Annotated in this window: 14 protein-coding genes; 11 read left to right on the top strand and 3 right to left on the bottom strand. The window is 47.9% G+C overall.

What is annotated here, in order from left to right:
* The first annotated feature begins 427 nt into the window (after positions 1-427).
* The 9 genes from ACUYLD_RS01045 to ACUYLD_RS01085 all read left to right on the top strand — a co-directional run bounded on the left by ACUYLD_RS01045 (position 428) and on the right by ACUYLD_RS01085 (position 9825).
* The gene (locus ACUYLD_RS01045; protein ID WP_446674565.1) at positions 428-1660 is read left to right on the top strand and encodes a glycosyltransferase family 4 protein; all 1233 of its coding nucleotides are present in this window, start codon (positions 428-430) and stop codon (positions 1658-1660) included.
* The gene (locus ACUYLD_RS01050; protein WP_446674258.1) at positions 1657-2898 is read left to right on the top strand and encodes a glycosyltransferase family 4 protein; all 1242 of its coding nucleotides are present in this window, start codon (positions 1657-1659) and stop codon (positions 2896-2898) included. Before ACUYLD_RS01045 ends, ACUYLD_RS01050 begins: the two co-directional genes overlap by 4 nt.
* A complete protein-coding gene (locus ACUYLD_RS01055; RefSeq protein WP_028543099.1) occupies positions 2876-3685 on the top strand; it encodes a WecB/TagA/CpsF family glycosyltransferase in 810 nt (269 codons plus the stop codon). Before ACUYLD_RS01050 ends, ACUYLD_RS01055 begins: the two co-directional genes overlap by 23 nt.
* A 50-nt stretch (positions 3686-3735) precedes the next feature.
* Entirely contained in the window at positions 3736-5076 is a 1341-nt protein-coding gene (locus ACUYLD_RS01060; protein ID WP_446674259.1) for a UDP-glucose dehydrogenase family protein, read from the top strand.
* A gap of 14 nt (positions 5077-5090) precedes the next feature.
* On the top strand, positions 5091-6068 hold the full coding sequence (locus tag ACUYLD_RS01065) for an LCP family glycopolymer transferase (protein WP_446674260.1): 978 nt from the start codon (positions 5091-5093) through the stop codon (positions 6066-6068).
* Positions 6069-6200: 132 nt separating this feature from the next.
* A complete protein-coding gene (locus ACUYLD_RS01070; protein WP_069291336.1) occupies positions 6201-6692 on the top strand; it encodes a hypothetical protein in 492 nt (163 codons plus the stop codon).
* A gap of 109 nt (positions 6693-6801) precedes the next feature.
* Positions 6802-7722 carry an ABC transporter ATP-binding protein gene (locus tag ACUYLD_RS01075; RefSeq protein ID WP_446674261.1) on the top strand — a complete coding sequence of 307 codons (921 nt, stop codon included), beginning with the start codon at positions 6802-6804 and terminating at the stop codon, positions 7720-7722.
* Positions 7715-8497 (top strand): ABC transporter permease, encoded by a 783-nt coding sequence (locus ACUYLD_RS01080; RefSeq protein WP_061830258.1) that lies wholly within the window; start codon positions 7715-7717, stop codon positions 8495-8497. Before ACUYLD_RS01075 ends, ACUYLD_RS01080 begins: the two co-directional genes overlap by 8 nt.
* 242 nt (positions 8498-8739) lie before the next feature.
* Entirely contained in the window at positions 8740-9825 is a 1086-nt protein-coding gene (locus ACUYLD_RS01085) for an AI-2E family transporter (protein WP_061830257.1), read from the top strand.
* Positions 9826-9843: 18 nt separating this feature from the next.
* On the opposite strand, the gene ACUYLD_RS01090 is transcribed toward ACUYLD_RS01085, so the two are convergent.
* Both ACUYLD_RS01090 and ACUYLD_RS01095 read right to left on the bottom strand, forming a co-directional pair.
* Positions 9844-10305: a bactofilin family protein gene (locus ACUYLD_RS01090; protein WP_446674262.1), complete on the bottom strand. Its 462-nt coding sequence runs from the start codon at positions 10303-10305 to the stop codon at positions 9844-9846.
* A 44-nt stretch (positions 10306-10349) separates the two neighbouring features.
* On the bottom strand, positions 10350-11381 hold the full coding sequence (locus tag ACUYLD_RS01095; RefSeq protein WP_446674263.1) for a M23 family metallopeptidase: 1032 nt from the start codon (positions 11379-11381) through the stop codon (positions 10350-10352).
* A gap of 146 nt (positions 11382-11527) precedes the next feature.
* Between ACUYLD_RS01095 and cls the strand changes: the two genes are divergently transcribed.
* Together cls and ACUYLD_RS01105 are read left to right on the top strand one after the other, a co-directional pair.
* Positions 11528-12958: a cardiolipin synthase gene (gene cls / locus ACUYLD_RS01100; RefSeq protein ID WP_061830255.1), complete on the top strand. Its 1431-nt coding sequence runs from the start codon at positions 11528-11530 to the stop codon at positions 12956-12958.
* Between the two features lie 194 nt (positions 12959-13152).
* A complete protein-coding gene (locus tag ACUYLD_RS01105) occupies positions 13153-14097 on the top strand; it encodes a YitT family protein (protein WP_250243674.1) in 945 nt (314 codons plus the stop codon).
* A gap of 69 nt (positions 14098-14166) precedes the next feature.
* On the opposite strand, the gene ligD is transcribed toward ACUYLD_RS01105, so the two are convergent.
* Positions 14167-15069 carry a non-homologous end-joining DNA ligase gene (gene ligD / locus ACUYLD_RS01110; RefSeq protein WP_446674264.1) on the bottom strand — a complete coding sequence of 301 codons (903 nt, stop codon included), beginning with the start codon at positions 15067-15069 and terminating at the stop codon, positions 14167-14169.
* Positions 15070-15149 lie beyond the last annotated feature (80 nt).

A 15149-nucleotide genomic window follows, 5' to 3' on the forward strand; every position in this document is an offset into this window, starting at 1 on the left:
CCGTTTGGTGGATAGCAATCTTTTAGCAGGCGACAATCTAGCCATCGTTAAGGTCTTGTGTCAGCCCAGTGGTAGTAGCTCTATGCTGTTCAATCGTTTATCGCTATGGTGACCGGTATACAAGCTAGCGCGCAGTCAACGCCAGCGCGCATTCGCTCTCCGCGCAGCGGGGGGCACTTCATGCCCAGCATTCCTTTTTTGAAATGGGGTGACTTTATGGACCCGGCGGTCAGTAGCGGAGCCGTCCATTTGAATCTGAAGAAGCGCTAGCGTTCGCCTTTGCAGTGGGATTCTTACCTCGGAATGTTTTATATATCCAGGAATCCCACTGCAACAGGCGATCGGAAGATCAAATGGAACGCGCAGCGTTCTCTGAACCCTCCATGCTCCATAACTCACCCAATATGAAATGGCAGGAGCCCTGATGATGATTCAAAAAATATTGTATCTCCGCAATTTTGCCAGCAAAGTGAACGGGGACTCATACAATTTACAGGAAGTCGGTTTGGGCAAAGCACTCGTTCGAAAAGGCTATGATTGCGATATTGTTTACTACAACGATCGTAAAGAAACCCATCTGGAACAGGTCTACCGTCACGAAGGATGCACCTTGCGTATTATCTGGCTCCACGGGTTTAAGTTCTTAAGCAACAGCATCTACAGAGATGTTCTCAAAGATTCTTTTCTGGATGCCTATGGTCTGGTCATTACTACAGAATACAACCAGATCATGACCTATCTGCTTTCTCGCAAATGTCCTGATAAGCTGGCGTTGTATCACGGCCCATACCGAGATAACACGCACGCGCTGATCCGCAAACTGTACGATATTATGCTGCTGCCGAAGGTAGCAAAATCTCTACGCCGTACCTATGTCAAATCCGATCTTGCCAAGCGCTATTTGGAGAATAAAGGTTTTGACAACGTGGTTACGATTGGGGTCGGACTGGATCGCAGTAAAGTAGAGAGAGCATTCGATAGTGACACCAGTAACAACAGTGAAGACATAAGCGGAGAACGTGAGGAAAACCGTGAGGTCGCGAATGAGCTGCGTCGAATCGGAGATCGTCCGGTGCTACTGTATGTTGGTGTACTGGAGGAACGGAGAAATATACGTTTTATGCTGACTACGTTCAAAAGGGTACTCCAAAAGCATCCTAGCTGCCTTTTGTTAATGGTCGGGGATGGACGGAAGACGGACACAGACCGCTATTGGACATATGCTCATGAACTGGGAATAACGGACAGTATTATTCATTTTTCAAGAGTGGAGCAACGTCATCTGTGGCAGGTTTACGGAGCGGCGGATGTGATGCTGTTTCCGACCCAATACGATATTTTTGGTATGGTGCTGCTGGAAAGCATGCTGTTTCGCGTCCCGATTATCTCTTCGGTAAACGGGGGCTCGGTTACCTTGCTTGAGGACGGAGTGAGCGGAGTGATGCTGAGAAGCTTTTCAGAAGAGGAATGGTCTGGTCGAATAGGCGATTTGCTGGATAATGCTGAGCTGAGACGAAGTATGGCGGAGAAGGCCTTTCTTACGGTCGAGCGTATGTCGTGGGATCGCATTGCGGATGAAATAGTAAGTCATCAAGGGATCAAACCTACGAGCTCGAACCACGCTATGCAATCAACGCAGGAAAGAGGGGCAACCACGTGAGCCAACAGGTCAGCAGACAGATGAACCCTCCTGTGAGCAAGGTGCTGATCATCCATAACTTTTATCAGCAAAGCGGGGGAGAAGACAAGGTTGTCGAGCAAGAATCAGCTATGCTGCGTTCCAGAGGAATAGAGACAGAGCATTACTATGTGCACAACGACAGCATTCAAAGCAGAGGGCTAGCGAACATGGCAAAGCTGGCGGTAGAGGCGGCATGGTCCCTGCCGGAATTCAAAAGAATCAAAAAGCTGCTTTTACAGGTGAAGCCAGATGTGGTACATGTGCATAATTTTTTCCCGGTTATATCCCCTTCGGTCTATCATGCTTGTGAACGGCTGGGGATTCCGGTTGTCCAGACACTGCACAATTACAGGCTGATTTGTCCGGCGGCAACCTTTATGCGAGGGAATAAGGTTTGTGAAAAATGTCTGCACGGCACGCTGCTGCATTCCATCCGTCATGGATGCTATCGAGGTTCACAGCTTCAGACGATTCCGGTAGCGGCGATGATTAAGTTCAACGATCTGATCGGCACATGGCAGCACAAGGTAAGTCGCTATATTGCGCTGACAGAATTTGCACGGGACAAATTTGCCGAAAGCGGTATTCCACTGGATCGTATCGCGGTAAAGCCGAATTTTGTCCATCATAAAACAGTGAAAACCCAGTATGACCCGAATGATCGTTATTTATTGTTCGTGGGGCGGATTTCAGCTGAAAAAGGGGTTCGCAATCTGCTGCAAGCTTGGTCACAGTTGGAAGATCGGGGGGGATTGAGACTGGTCATCATTGGGGATGGTCCGGAAAAGGCTGAATTGACCGCTGCTTATCCGCAGGAAGATGTTCGGTTTCTCGGTAAGCAGGATGGAGACACGGTACTGGATTGCATGAGCCGGGCCATGTATGTCATGGTGCCTTCCATTTGGTATGAAGGATTTCCCATGACCATTGTAGAGTCTTTTTCTGTTGGAACTCCGGTATTATGCAGCCGGCTCGGTGCACTGGAGGAAGTCGTGGAGGACGGGGTGACGGGTTTCCATTTTCAACATGATGATTTGGAAAATATAAAGACTGTGATTCGCTGTGCAGTAGCTTATGAAAACTATGCAGCTATGAGACAGAAGGTGTCGGAAAACTACGCTGCACGCTATACGGAAGAAGTGAATGTGAAGCAGCTGATGGCGATATATAGCGAGGCGATGGAGGAGCGTGATTATGAAGCAGCTGCCCCAATATAGAGTCGGAAGGATTGCGGATGCAGATATTGCAGCACTGACGTTTCAGGAGACGGTACACATGCTGGAACAATGGGCAGTCGAACGAAAGGACGGCTATGTTTGTATTTGCAACACGCATTCCATTGTCACAGCCGGGAATCATTCCGAGTTCCACGAAGCGCTCACTCAAGCCGATTTGTGTACTCCCGATGGTATGCCGTTGGTATGGGCGCTCAAGCTGTACGGATTTGAGCGTCAGGATCGGGTAGATGGTCCCAGTCTGATGCTCAAGCTGTGCGAACGTGCGCCACAGACGAAGGTAAGTATATATTTTTACGGCAGTACGCCGGATACGCTGGATAGCTTAAAAGAAAGAGTAGAACAGGATTACCCTGGAATCCGCATCGCGGGCAGCTTTTCACCACCATTTCGTGAGCTTCATCCAGATGAGGAGGAGCGGATCATTGATGAAATCAATGCGTCCGGCGCGCATATCATATTCGTCAGCTTAGGCTGCCCGAAGCAGGAAATATGGATGCATCGCAACAAAGACCGCATTCATGGCGTGATGATTGGAGTAGGGGCGGCCTTTGACTATATCACTGGAAAGGTTCGTAGACCGCCACTAGCGATACAAAAGCTGGGGCTGGAGTGGCTGTATCGTCTGATCTGCGAACCGAAGCGATTATGGAAGAGGTATGCCTATAACAATCCGATGTATGTATACCGTTTTCTAAAATCTTATCGGCAAAACAAACGGCTTACGCTTTATCATAATCGGCTTGCAGGAAGAGATATAGAGAAGTGAAGTCGGTAAAAGCGGATGCAATAAGACAGCATGTAAAAGGGGGAGTTGCTTTGAAGTTATGTGTAATTGGTGCAGGGTATGTCGGGCTAGTGTCGGGGGTCTGTTTTGCCGCACTTGGGAATACCGTCGTCTGCGTAGATCAGAATGAGGACAAAATTCATCAGCTGCGTGCAGGTGGGGTGCCGATTTATGAACCGGGATTAAAGGCTCTTATTAAAGATAATGTAGAACAAGGCCGACTAAGCTTTACAACAGATACGGCTGCTTCGGTGGAGGCAGCCGAAATTGTTATTTTGGCGGTCGGCACGCCTTCACTGCCAGGCGGAGAAGCGAACCTGTCCTATATTGAAGAAGCCGCCTGCGAGGTGGCAGACGCCATGAATGGCTACAAAGTAATTGTCACCAAAAGCACGGTGCCTGTCGGAACGAACAAACGTATTCAAAATTGGATTGCGAGCCGCACAAATTATCCGTTTGGTGTGGCTTCGGTTCCTGAATTTTTACGCGAAGGCTCAGCAGTCATAGACACCCTACAGCCAGATCGAATCATCATCGGAGCTTCCGATCCGCATGTGTCCGCTGTGCTGACTACTCTGCACGAGCCGCTGACGACAAATATCGTAACCACGGATATCCGTTCGGCGGAGATGATCAAGTACGCGTCGAATGCTTTTTTGGCGACCAAAATTTCGTTTATTAATGAGATTGCAAATATTTGCGAAAAGGTGGGCGCAGACGTTACACGCGTGGCACACGGTATGGGACTGGATCAGCGGATCGGTTCCTCCTTTTTGTCTGCTGGTATCGGCTATGGGGGTTCCTGTTTTCCCAAGGATACACAAGCTCTGATCCAAATTGCAGGTAACGTGGACTATGAATTCAAGCTGCTGAAATCTGTGGTGGAAGTGAATCAGGGGCAACGTTTTAACGTGATTCGTAAACTGAAAGAGGCGCTGGGTGATCTGGAGGGAGCTACGATTGGTATATGGGGACTGGCCTTTAAACCGAATACAGATGACGTAAGAGATGCCCCGGCGCTGGATATCATGCAGTCGCTGCTGGAGGCAGGGGCGCAAATTCGTGCATATGACCCGATCGCGACGGCTAACTTCCGCAAACTGCTGGACAGCTCGGAAGTAACGTGGGCAGATAGCGCACGAGAAGCGGCAGAGGGATGTGACGCACTGTGTCTATTGACGGAATGGGAAGAATTTGGTGATATCGGGTTGGGTGAACTGAATGAGCTTATGAAGTATCCAATTATGATTGACGGACGCAATGTGTACAGCGAGGAGCAAATCAGACAATCCGCCTTTACATACTATTCTGTCGGCAGGCCACAGATGAACAATCTGGATGTAGATCGTCATCAGTCTGTAGTGAATCCGTAAAGGGGAGGCTGCGTATGAAACGATGGCTGAAGGTGACATTGGGGGCTGCGGCGTTATTGCTCGTAGGGGCTACTGCCTACACCGCTTATGTGTATCATTCCTTTAAAACAGCGGCGAATGCGATGTATCATCCGCGCAGCATCGTGCAGCCTGGGGCGGTTTCTACCTTTGCAACGGGCGGAGCAGGGCGATCTATAGGTACAGACACGGGATCAAGTACACCCAATCCGGCAGCCATCTCCCAGTTCAAGCCGTTCACCGTGCTGGTGCTGGGTGTAGATCGGCGGCCTCACGATCCAGGACGATCGGATACGATGATCGTCTTGTCTGTTAACCCTGCCGAAGGCTCTATGTTGATGTTCAACATTCCGCGTGATACGCGAACAGAGTTGATCGGCAAGGGGCGTGAGGACAAAATCAATCACGCTTTTGCTTTTGGGGGCGTGGATATGTCGATTCGTACGGTTGAGCATTTTTTGAACCATCCGATAGATTACTATGTGCAGATGAACATGGAAGGGTTTGCGAAAATGGTGGACCTTATGGGGGGAGTGGAGGTTCATAATCCACTTGATTTTCAATATGAGGGCCATCATTTTGCGCAGGGTAATTTGAACTTGAACGGGGCTGAGGCGTTGGCCTACGCTCGTATGCGATTCGATGATCCACGTGGGGATCTCGGAAGAAATGCCCGCCAGCGGGAGCTCCTCAAGCAAATTCTGGCCCAGTCCATCAGCAAGGAAGGTCTGTTGAGGGTAAAGCCGATATTGGAAGCAGCGGGGGAGCAGATTCGCACAGACATTACCTTTGACGATATGACCACTTTCCTGACCCGGATCGGTCCGTCCCTCAAGCAGACGGATACCGTTGAACTGAAGGGACATGGGCGTAAAATTAACGGTGTATATTATTACATTGTGGAGGAGCAGGAACGCCAGCGTCTCCATGGAGTGCTGGAGAAGCACATGCTTACCACGGCCATATCGCCTTAGGTAAGCTTTATGTAGACGGGTGCCCTATTTGGGAGGTCACCCGTTATTTTCTTCTAAAGACTTCTAAACAAGGCTTGTCCCACATACATCTGTAGAGAATTCGGTATAGTCGAACAGAGGGAGGGGCAATGTGTGCTGTTTAGAAGGAGAGCGGCTTCGGCGTTCGTCCGTAAGCTATTATATTTTGCCATCATATGTGGATTGTTATGGCTGCTGTGGCTGGGTCTGCGTGGGGTGATGTCTACAGGCGAGGGCGATCAAGCGGCAGAAGCACTGAACGAGTTCTACACTATGGAGCAATCGGGAAATTTCGGAGGATCATGGGAGTTTTTTCATTCGCAAATGAAAAAGAAATTCGAGAAATCTACGTATGTACAGCAGCGTGCGCACGTTTTTATGCAGGATATGGGGACGGATACGTTCACGTTTGAACTGGGGGAGCCGCAGGCTGAATATGACATTCGTACCGATCCGAATGGAGAGGAGTTAGGGAAGGTTTACCGTATTACGGTCACTCAGCATTACAAGACCCGATTCGGTAATTTTGATATCGTACAGCCTTGTTATGTGACACAGGAAGATGAGAAATGGCGGGTGCTTTGGATATACAAGGACAAGGAATAGAGGCTGCGTGGTGTTTCTAAAAGGTTAAATATGGTACAATACTTCCAAAACCGGAAATGTAAAGTAAAATGGATAACAGCTTCACTCCGGATGGAAGGAGTTTCATAGTATGCAGCAAGCGACAGGACAGGTTCCCGTCATACGTATGGAGGGTGTGAGTAAAATCATTTCCTCAAAAGCGATCGTGGATGATCTGACGCTGGAGGTTCCGGCGGGACAGGTATTTGGTTTCCTGGGACCCAATGGTGCGGGAAAAACGACTACCATCCGTATGATGGTTGGCCTGATTTCGATCAGCAAGGGCGATATTCATATTTGTGGAGACAGCATTAATACCGATTTTGAAAAGGCCGTTTCCCATGTCGGCGCAATTGTTGAGAACCCGGAGATGTACAAGTTTTTGACAGGCTATCAAAATTTGCAGCATTTTGCGCGAATGTCTCCTGGGGTGACCCCAGAGCGCGTGGATGAAGCGATTCGTTTGGTGGGACTCGGAAACCGAATTCATGACAAAGTAAAAACCTACTCGCTCGGGATGCGGCAGCGACTTGGGGTAGCTCAGGCGATTTTGCATCGACCGAAGCTGCTCGTGCTGGACGAGCCGACCAACGGCTTGGACCCGCAGGGTATTCGAGAACTGCGGGATTATTTGCGTCAATTGACCCGTACGGAAGGAATTACCGTGTTCGTATCAAGCCACTTGTTGTCCGAGATGGAGCTGATGTGCGACCGTGTAGCCATTATTCAGAGCGGACGGCTGGTTGATATCAAGCAGCTGAAGAATACAGGGGAGGAAGTGCAGACGGCAGAAATTGCTTTTGAGGTAAATGATGCCGAGCAAGCTTATGCGCTTGCTGGAGCAGGGCGCGTCGAAGGCAATCAACTGCTGCTTCACTTGGAGCGGGAACAGATCGCAGAGATGAACAGCCTGCTGGCTGCAAACGGAATTAAAGTATATGCGATTCGCCCGGTTGCCCGTACGCTGGAAGATCAATTTTTGGAAGTGACGGGAGGCGGGTTCATTGGCTGATTTTTTCAAGTTGGTACATAACGAAAATCTGAAAATTTACCTGCGTGTGCGCACATGGATTATGCTGGGTCTGCTGGCGGTCATCACGGCTGCGATTCCGATGCTGATTTCCCTGGTTTCCGATCAGGTCAGTGTGTGGGATGGAATTGCGTTGACAACGTTGTTTACATTTTTCCTCAATACGACGTTTACGGTCATTGTAGCCGCTGATTCGGTGGCTGGTGAATTTACTTGGGGAACGATTAAGTTGTTGCTCATCCGACCTTGGACTCGCAGCAAAATATTGTTGTCCAAGTATATATCCGTGATTTTGTTCAGTTTGCTCGGAACGATCATTTTGATCTTGATGGTTACGCTGTCCTCATGGCTGATGTTATCCAAGGATGCACCAGCGGGTTCTGTTCCGCTGTTCAGTGATCCGATATCTTATGTAACGCTGAACTTCTTGTATAGCTATATCGCCTTATTCGTGACGATGGCCTTTGCATTTATGCTATCCGCAGTTTTCCGTTCCAGTGCCTTGGCGATTGGGCTGTCGTTGTTCATGATGTTCACCAAAACAGTCTATAACTCTATTGGCTTGTTCAGCACAGATCGTTATGAATGGACCAAATACGTACTATTTACACATATGGATCTGAAAAAATATCTAGATATGCCGCCGGGTACAGTAAGTTCCAGTCTAACCTTTTCGCTCACCGTGCTGGCCGCCTATTATGTGATTTTTATCGCCATTGCCTGGGTGGTTTTCGTAAAACGGGATGTTTCGACCTAAATGGAAGTGCCATAGAGTAACACAAAGGACGTTCAAATGCCTAGCATTTGGACGTCCTTTTTATTATTTCAGGAATTTGCAAAATATTCATTTTACGCTATTTTATCCTGTACCTATGTTATTTTTGCTGCACATTCTGAGTGTAGGGGTATATTGTAATCTATTTTCAGCAACAATCAATCAATAGGGTCATTTTGCGTTTAAAGAGGTAGAGAGAACAGAACAGAGGGGGGCCGCATGATATGCTGCAAAATAATCGTTTTTTTCGTCTGACTACTGGTATTGTCATGCTATTACTCATCATTTACTTGGGTACCAAAGTAAGCTTTATATTCAGTCCTCTCGTATCTTTGGTCAGCTTGCTGGTTGTACCGTTGATGCTATCTTTTTTCCTCTATTATTTATTGAGGCCGATTGTAGATGTAATGGAACGTAGAAAAATCAAACGATCTATCTCCATCTTGCTGATTTATTTGGTCATTGGAGTGTTATTGTTTGTTTTCTCATGGGGTGTGTGGCCTACGCTGCGTGATCAGGTAACCAATTTATTTGAAAATGCGCCGAAGCTCATTAAAAGTCTGGTTGATCAATTGAGCCAATGGCGGCATAATCAATCCTTGAGACAAGTGCTGCCTCCGGGTGAAGACCCGCTGTCACAACTGTCAGATACGTTGAACGAAGCTTTTTCGACACTGTCTGATTACTCGGTAAAGCTGGTATCGTTCGTATCCTACTTTTTTATCGTATTGGCTACTTTTCCCATATTGCTCTATTACATGCTGAAGGAAGGGAGCAAGTTTGGCCCTAAAATGCTAAACTTCTTTCCTAAAAAATATCACAAAGACGCGTTGGAGGTCATGGAAGATATCGATAGCGCGCTTAGCAGCTTTATCGTGAGTCGGGTGCTGATCAATGTCGCGTTGGGTGTGATGATGTTCCTTGGATTTTTAATTATTGGTTTGCCTTATGCCTTGCTGCTCGCCGTTATTTCGATTTTTCTTAATTTTATTCCCTATGTGGGGGCAGTGGCTGCTTCTATACCTGTAGTTATTATTGGATTTCTCGAATCACCTTCGATGGCGCTCTGGTCGCTGGTCGTGGTGATTGCTGCACAGCAAATTCAGGATAATTGGCTGTCACCTATAGTTTTTGGCAAACAGCTGGATATTCATCCGTTGACTGTCGTTATTTTACTGTTGGTTGGTGGCGACCTGCTCGGGATTCTGGGCATCATTTTGGTGATTCCATTGTATATGTGCGGAAAAATTGTCATACGTAAGGTGTACCAATTATTTTTGGAACGCAGAGTGGAGGATATTATGGAATGAATGGAGTGTATACTGATTTTACCCTGCTTCGGATTGCAGATCGGCTTGGCTGTCCTCCCTGTTTTTGCTGAAACTAGATTGGGTTTCGCCGTTTGACTCATCCGTAGAAGTTGACAACTCTACATCCTTTGTTCGGTTCATTTGACTTGTGCCGTCCAGTACACCGCCTTCAGATATGACCAATGCAGCGGTCGCCGTATTTCCGTACAGTTCACCTGTCGGCGTAATGGTCAGTCGTCCTTCTGTAGTAATGCTGCCGAACACCTTACCGGCAAGAATGACGTCTTGTGCGATGATGTCCGAACGTACCACAGCAGATTCTCCAATGACGACAGTACGAGTGCTGCGGATATCGCCCTGAAAATGACCGTCAATCCGAATATTGGCCTCTGCCTCAACTGTACCTTCAAAGCTGGTGCCATTAGCGAGCAGTGTATCCATAGCTGGGGCGGAGAGCTTTTTTTTGGATTCCTTGAACATGATGGTTTTCCCCCAATCTTTATTGTAAGGATTTTGAAAAGTCCTCATTGTACATACAGTAATGGATCGACAGGTTGGTTATGCTTGACGATCTGAAAATGAAGATGAGGTCCCGTGCTTCTCCCGGTACTTCCTAACAGACCGATGGTCTGTCCTTTGTGGACGCGATCTCCCGGAGCCACCTGCATGCCGCTCAGGTGCATATACCAGCTCTGGAGTCCGTCAGGATGCTGGATGATGATGCACTTGCCGCGGGCTCCGCTAGAAGCAGCCTCCAAGACGGTGCCGGCTCCTGCTGCATAGACAGGATCACCGGTTTGTCCGGCAATGTCCACGCCTGAATGAAAGGCAGATCTACCCGTAAAAGGGTCGCTGCGATAGCCGAAGCTGGAGGTCATTCGCCGTGAACCAACAGGCCAAACGGAGGGATTCCCTTGTTCGGCAAGAGCCAGCCTACGGGTCTGGAGTAGCTGTGCGGCTTGTTTGCGCTCCAGATTCTGCTGTACGGCATTTGCTTGCTGAATAGAGCGGGGAACCGTACGTTCCACCGTGTCCAACAGAGATTCGATCTCCTGAAAATCATCCATTGCCTGGCGAGTTAGGAGGGCAGTATTTTCATGCACTGCGATCAGTTCACCTCCAATATGGCCGGAAGCATTCCAGGAGAGCGGCGTCATGGTCTTTTTATGGTTACTTGTGGCAGATGAGTTTCCGTGTTTACGAATGAATTGCTGCATTTGTTGTTCCAGCTCTGTTACGCGCTGAAGACGTTCACGAATATTGGTGGCTTGATTCGTCAGTTCCATGACTTCCTGCCGTAGTCGCCCAATGGCTGCATCCTTGTCCGCTACCGTGACCTCCATCTGCAAACTCTGGACAGCAAGATTCGTTTCCATTTGGGAGATAATATGGGAAGAACGGATTTGCAGCCCGATCACGAGTGTAGAGATAGACGCGATCACAAGAGTCGGGACGAGAATGACAGCGGCTGTAGAGCATTGTAGCTGCTTGGGCGGTTGCTGTGCATCCCGAATAACAAGCAGGGTCATCCGGCGATTTAGGCTTCCTTTTTTCATAATCGCTCCTTTCCGGACATCGCTCCTATAGTGCTTGGTTACTATCTATTCAGCTTAAGAGGCAAACATGTCAAAAAAATTGGAGCTTAGTATAAAACGTAGATGAGGATTTTGCAAAATCCTAAGATATATAAGGAGGCTTAGATATGCTGTGGTTGCTGTTGGTTTTAATTGTTTTTATTTTTCAGACCGGGACGATCCTGCTCTTTGAATTTCGCAAGCCGTCCAAAGCGGTAGCCTGGCTCTTTATTTTGTTTTGCTTCCCGCTCATTGGCTTTGTCGTGTACTACTTTGTTGCACAGGATTATCAGAAGCGCAAAATGGTCCGAAAAGGGGGATCGCAGCTGTTTCGTGAATTTCGCGAGCGTCTGTGGGCGCAATCCAAAGTGATTGAACATGTGGAGCAAATGCATAATCCTCATTTCAAGCATCAGGAGCGTCTGTTTAACCAGTTAATTCGCATGTCGGAAAACCCGTTGACTGGATGTAATCGCACACGTGTGCTGACGAACGGTGAAGAAACCTTCGAGGCTATGCTGACAGCGATGGAACAAGCGCAACATCATATCCATGTGGAGTTTTACATATTTCGGGCCGATGAAATCGGAAGAAAGTTTCAAGAGGTTATGATCCGCAAGGCACGTGAGGGAGTAAAGGTACGATTCGTTGTGGACGGTGTAGGAAGCTACAATTTGCCTTATTCCTTCATTCGTACCTGTAGTGAGGCGGGAGTGGAATTTCATTATTTTCTACCTCCGTTTTTCGCCACTTTGGATCGCCGGATCAACTATCGCAATCACAGGAAAATCGTGGTGGTGGACGGCATGATTGGATTTGTGGGTGGGATTAATATAGGCGACGATTATCTCGGAAAATACCCCAAAGTGGGATTTTGGAGGGATACGCATTTGCAGATTGAAGGAGATAGCGTCTATTTTCTGCAAAATGCATTTCTTAGCGACTGGAAGCTGGCCTCAGGGGAGAGATTGATGGATGTGAATTTATTTCCTCCACATACCTGCACTGGGGATGAGGAAGTACAGATTTTGAGCAGCGGTCCCGATCAGGTATGGGATACGATTCAGGAAATGTGTTTTGGTGCGCTCACGGTTGCCAAAAAGCGGATTTGGATTACGACGCCGTATTTTATTCCCGATCCGGGGATTCATGAGGCGCTCAAGCTGGCAGCAGTCAGTGGCGTAGATGTGAAAATTATTATTCCCTACCAATCTGATTCGAAGCTGGTTCATCTGGCGTCTTTATCCTATGTGCAAGAACTGTTGGAGACAGGGGTGGAGTTCTACCAATATCGAAAAGGATTTATTCACGCCAAAGTGGTGATTGTTGATGATTTACTCGGCTCGGTCGGGACCGCCAATATGGACATGCGCAGCTTTTTCTATAATTTTGAGTTGACCGCTGTAGTTTTTGCCAATTCAGCGCTGGAACGGCTTTCGGCAGATTTTGTAGAGGACATTTCCAACTCTTCACGCATAGATTTGAACGTGTTCCGCAGACGGCCTCGATCTCAGAAAACAGCTGAAATTCTAACTCGCATGCTCTCTCCACTCCTTTAAAGGCGATTTTCGCCGTTTTTATCGATATAATCCCGCTTTATTGTGATTTATGTGCTCTTTGCTAACTTTTTTGCGCAAAATCACAGTTTTATGGTATACTATTCATATAATTAAGAGCCGTAAAGGAGAGGGGACTGCGGATCGCAGCCCCTTTTTCGGTCCAATATACCATACTGTAACGGGGGGATTTATATATGAGTGTAGTGAGCAAGGAAGTCCAAAATCTGTCTGAGATCACAGATGTGACCGGAGAGTTGACCAAGATCAGCAAAATACCAGCTAATCCTAAAAATAAAGCAAAACGCCTATTCCAGCGTGCCGCCATGATTATTTTTGGAGCGGCGCTCATGGCAGTGGGCCTGGAAATATTCCTGGTTCCTAATGGCGTCATCGACGGAGGCGTCACAGGTATTTCCATTATGGCCTCCAAGATTACTGGTTATCCGCTCGGCATTTTCCTGACCCTGTTGAACCTTCCATTTTTACTTATCGGCTACAAACAAATCGGTAAAACCTTCGCTTTATCCACATTATTCGGCATCGTCGTTATGTCCATCGGAACCGCATTACTTCACAATGTAAGTGCATTGACTCCTGGCGAACCGCTGCTCGGCGCTATCTTTGGGGGCGTCATTCTCGGCGTTGGGGTAGGTCTTGTGATTCGGTCTGGCGGCTCGCTGGATGGAACAGAGATCGTAGCTATTCTCGTCAGTGAAAAAACTCCTTTTTCGGTCGGTGAGATCGTACTGTTCGTTAATATCTTCATTCTGGGAAGTGCAGGTTTTGTGTTCGGTTGGCCAAATGCCCTGTATTCCATGATTGCTTATTATATTGCGATGAAAATGATTGATATTACGATTGAGGGTCTGGATCAGTCCAAATCAGTCTGGATTATTAGTGACAAATACCGTGATATCGGGGATGCACTGACGGACCGTCTTGGACGGGGCGTCACTTATCTGGAAGGTGAAGGCGGCTTTACGGGCGAAAGCAAGAAAGTGATTTTCGTCGTCATTACCCGTCTGGAGGAAGCGAAGCTGAAGAGCATCGTTGAAGATTGGGACCCGCACGCCTTCATCGCGATCGGTAACATTCACGATGTGAAGGGCGGACGTTTTAAGAAAAAAGGAATACACTAGCGCAAGGGGACAATTTCTCAGCCTAATGGCTGCGGGGTTCGTCCCCTTTTTTGTTCTACAAAGCAGTGGTCAGGATGGATGTGTCTTGGTGCGCATATGCTTGAGGACGTCTTCTACAGGCTGGGGAGGAACCTTGTCGATCAAGTCGCCTACCTGGTTTAGTCGTTCCTCAATATTCAGCAAATGGTAGTCAAGTGGTGATACATCTTGCCGTACCTCTTCCCAGGTTAGCGGAGTGGAGACCGTAGCGCCGGGGCGTGCCCGCGGGGTATAAGGAGCGGCCAGGGTTTTCCCCTGATAATGCTGCAAATAATCAAAATAGATGGCTGTTCCACGATCCTTCTTTAACCGTTCGAGTGTGAACAGATGCGGGTATTTTTCTGTCACAAACTGTCCGACTAATAGCCCGATGCTGCGAAGTTCGTCGAAGGTTATGCCTGTACGGATTGGAACGATAATTTGTACACCTGTAGCCCCGGATGTTTTGGGGACGGAATCCAAACCAAGCGAAGCCAGTACTTCACCGACAATAGAGGCTGCCTCCATAATACGTGGCTCCACCTCTCTGGATGGATCAAGGTCAATCATCCATTCACAGGGCAGCTTGCTTCCCGTTTCATGCAGAGAGGGATGGAATTCCAACGCAGCTTGATTACCAAGCCAGAGGAGTTGTGGCAATTTTCCGAGCACGATATATTCAATACCATCATGCAGAGCGGTTTCAATATAGTCCGGCCGAGGACGTGGGGCATTTTTTTGATAAAAAAAATCACCGTGAATCCCATGTGGCCAGCGGATGACGGTCAGCAGACGACGATGGCAATATTTGAGCAGGAAGGGAGCCAATACCGCGAGCTTGCGAAGATATAGCGCCTTAGTCACGCCTGCTTCAGGCCACAGCGGTTTATCTGGGTTTGTGATAGGAATTTCCTGACCTTCAATGGTAATTGTACCTTTAACAGCTTGTCCCATAGTGCTATCCTCCTTTGGCTAATATGCAGCAAAATCTTTATTTACAGGCTGATTGTTGAGCTTATAGATCTACATATGGT

The sequence above is a fragment of the Paenibacillus sp. SER-28 genome (assembly GCF_052906305.1).

Bases quoted from the DNA above. Each gene is read 5' to 3' on its own strand.
- ACUYLD_RS01045 (WP_446674565.1), top strand. From the start codon at position 428: ATGATTCAAAAAATATTGTATCTCCGCAATTTTGCCAGCAAAGTGAAC.
- ACUYLD_RS01055 (WP_028543099.1), top strand. From the start codon at position 2,876: ATGAAGCAGCTGCCCCAATATAGAGTCGGAAGGATTGCGGATGCAGAT.
- ACUYLD_RS01065 (WP_446674260.1), top strand. From the start codon at position 5,091: ATGAAACGATGGCTGAAGGTGACATTGGGGGCTGCGGCGTTATTGCTC.
- ACUYLD_RS01075 (WP_446674261.1), top strand. From the start codon at position 6,802: ATGCAGCAAGCGACAGGACAGGTTCCCGTCATACGTATGGAGGGTGTG.
- ACUYLD_RS01085 (WP_061830257.1), top strand. From the start codon at position 8,740: ATGCTGCAAAATAATCGTTTTTTTCGTCTGACTACTGGTATTGTCATG.
- ACUYLD_RS01090 (WP_446674262.1), bottom strand. From the start codon at position 10,305: ATGTTCAAGGAATCCAAAAAAAAGCTCTCCGCCCCAGCTATGGATACA.
- ACUYLD_RS01095 (WP_446674263.1), bottom strand. From the start codon at position 11,381: ATGAAAAAAGGAAGCCTAAATCGCCGGATGACCCTGCTTGTTATTCGG.
- cls (WP_061830255.1), top strand. From the start codon at position 11,528: ATGCTGTGGTTGCTGTTGGTTTTAATTGTTTTTATTTTTCAGACCGGG.
- ACUYLD_RS01105 (WP_250243674.1), top strand. From the start codon at position 13,153: ATGAGTGTAGTGAGCAAGGAAGTCCAAAATCTGTCTGAGATCACAGAT.
- ligD (WP_446674264.1), bottom strand. From the start codon at position 15,069: ATGGGACAAGCTGTTAAAGGTACAATTACCATTGAAGGTCAGGAAATT.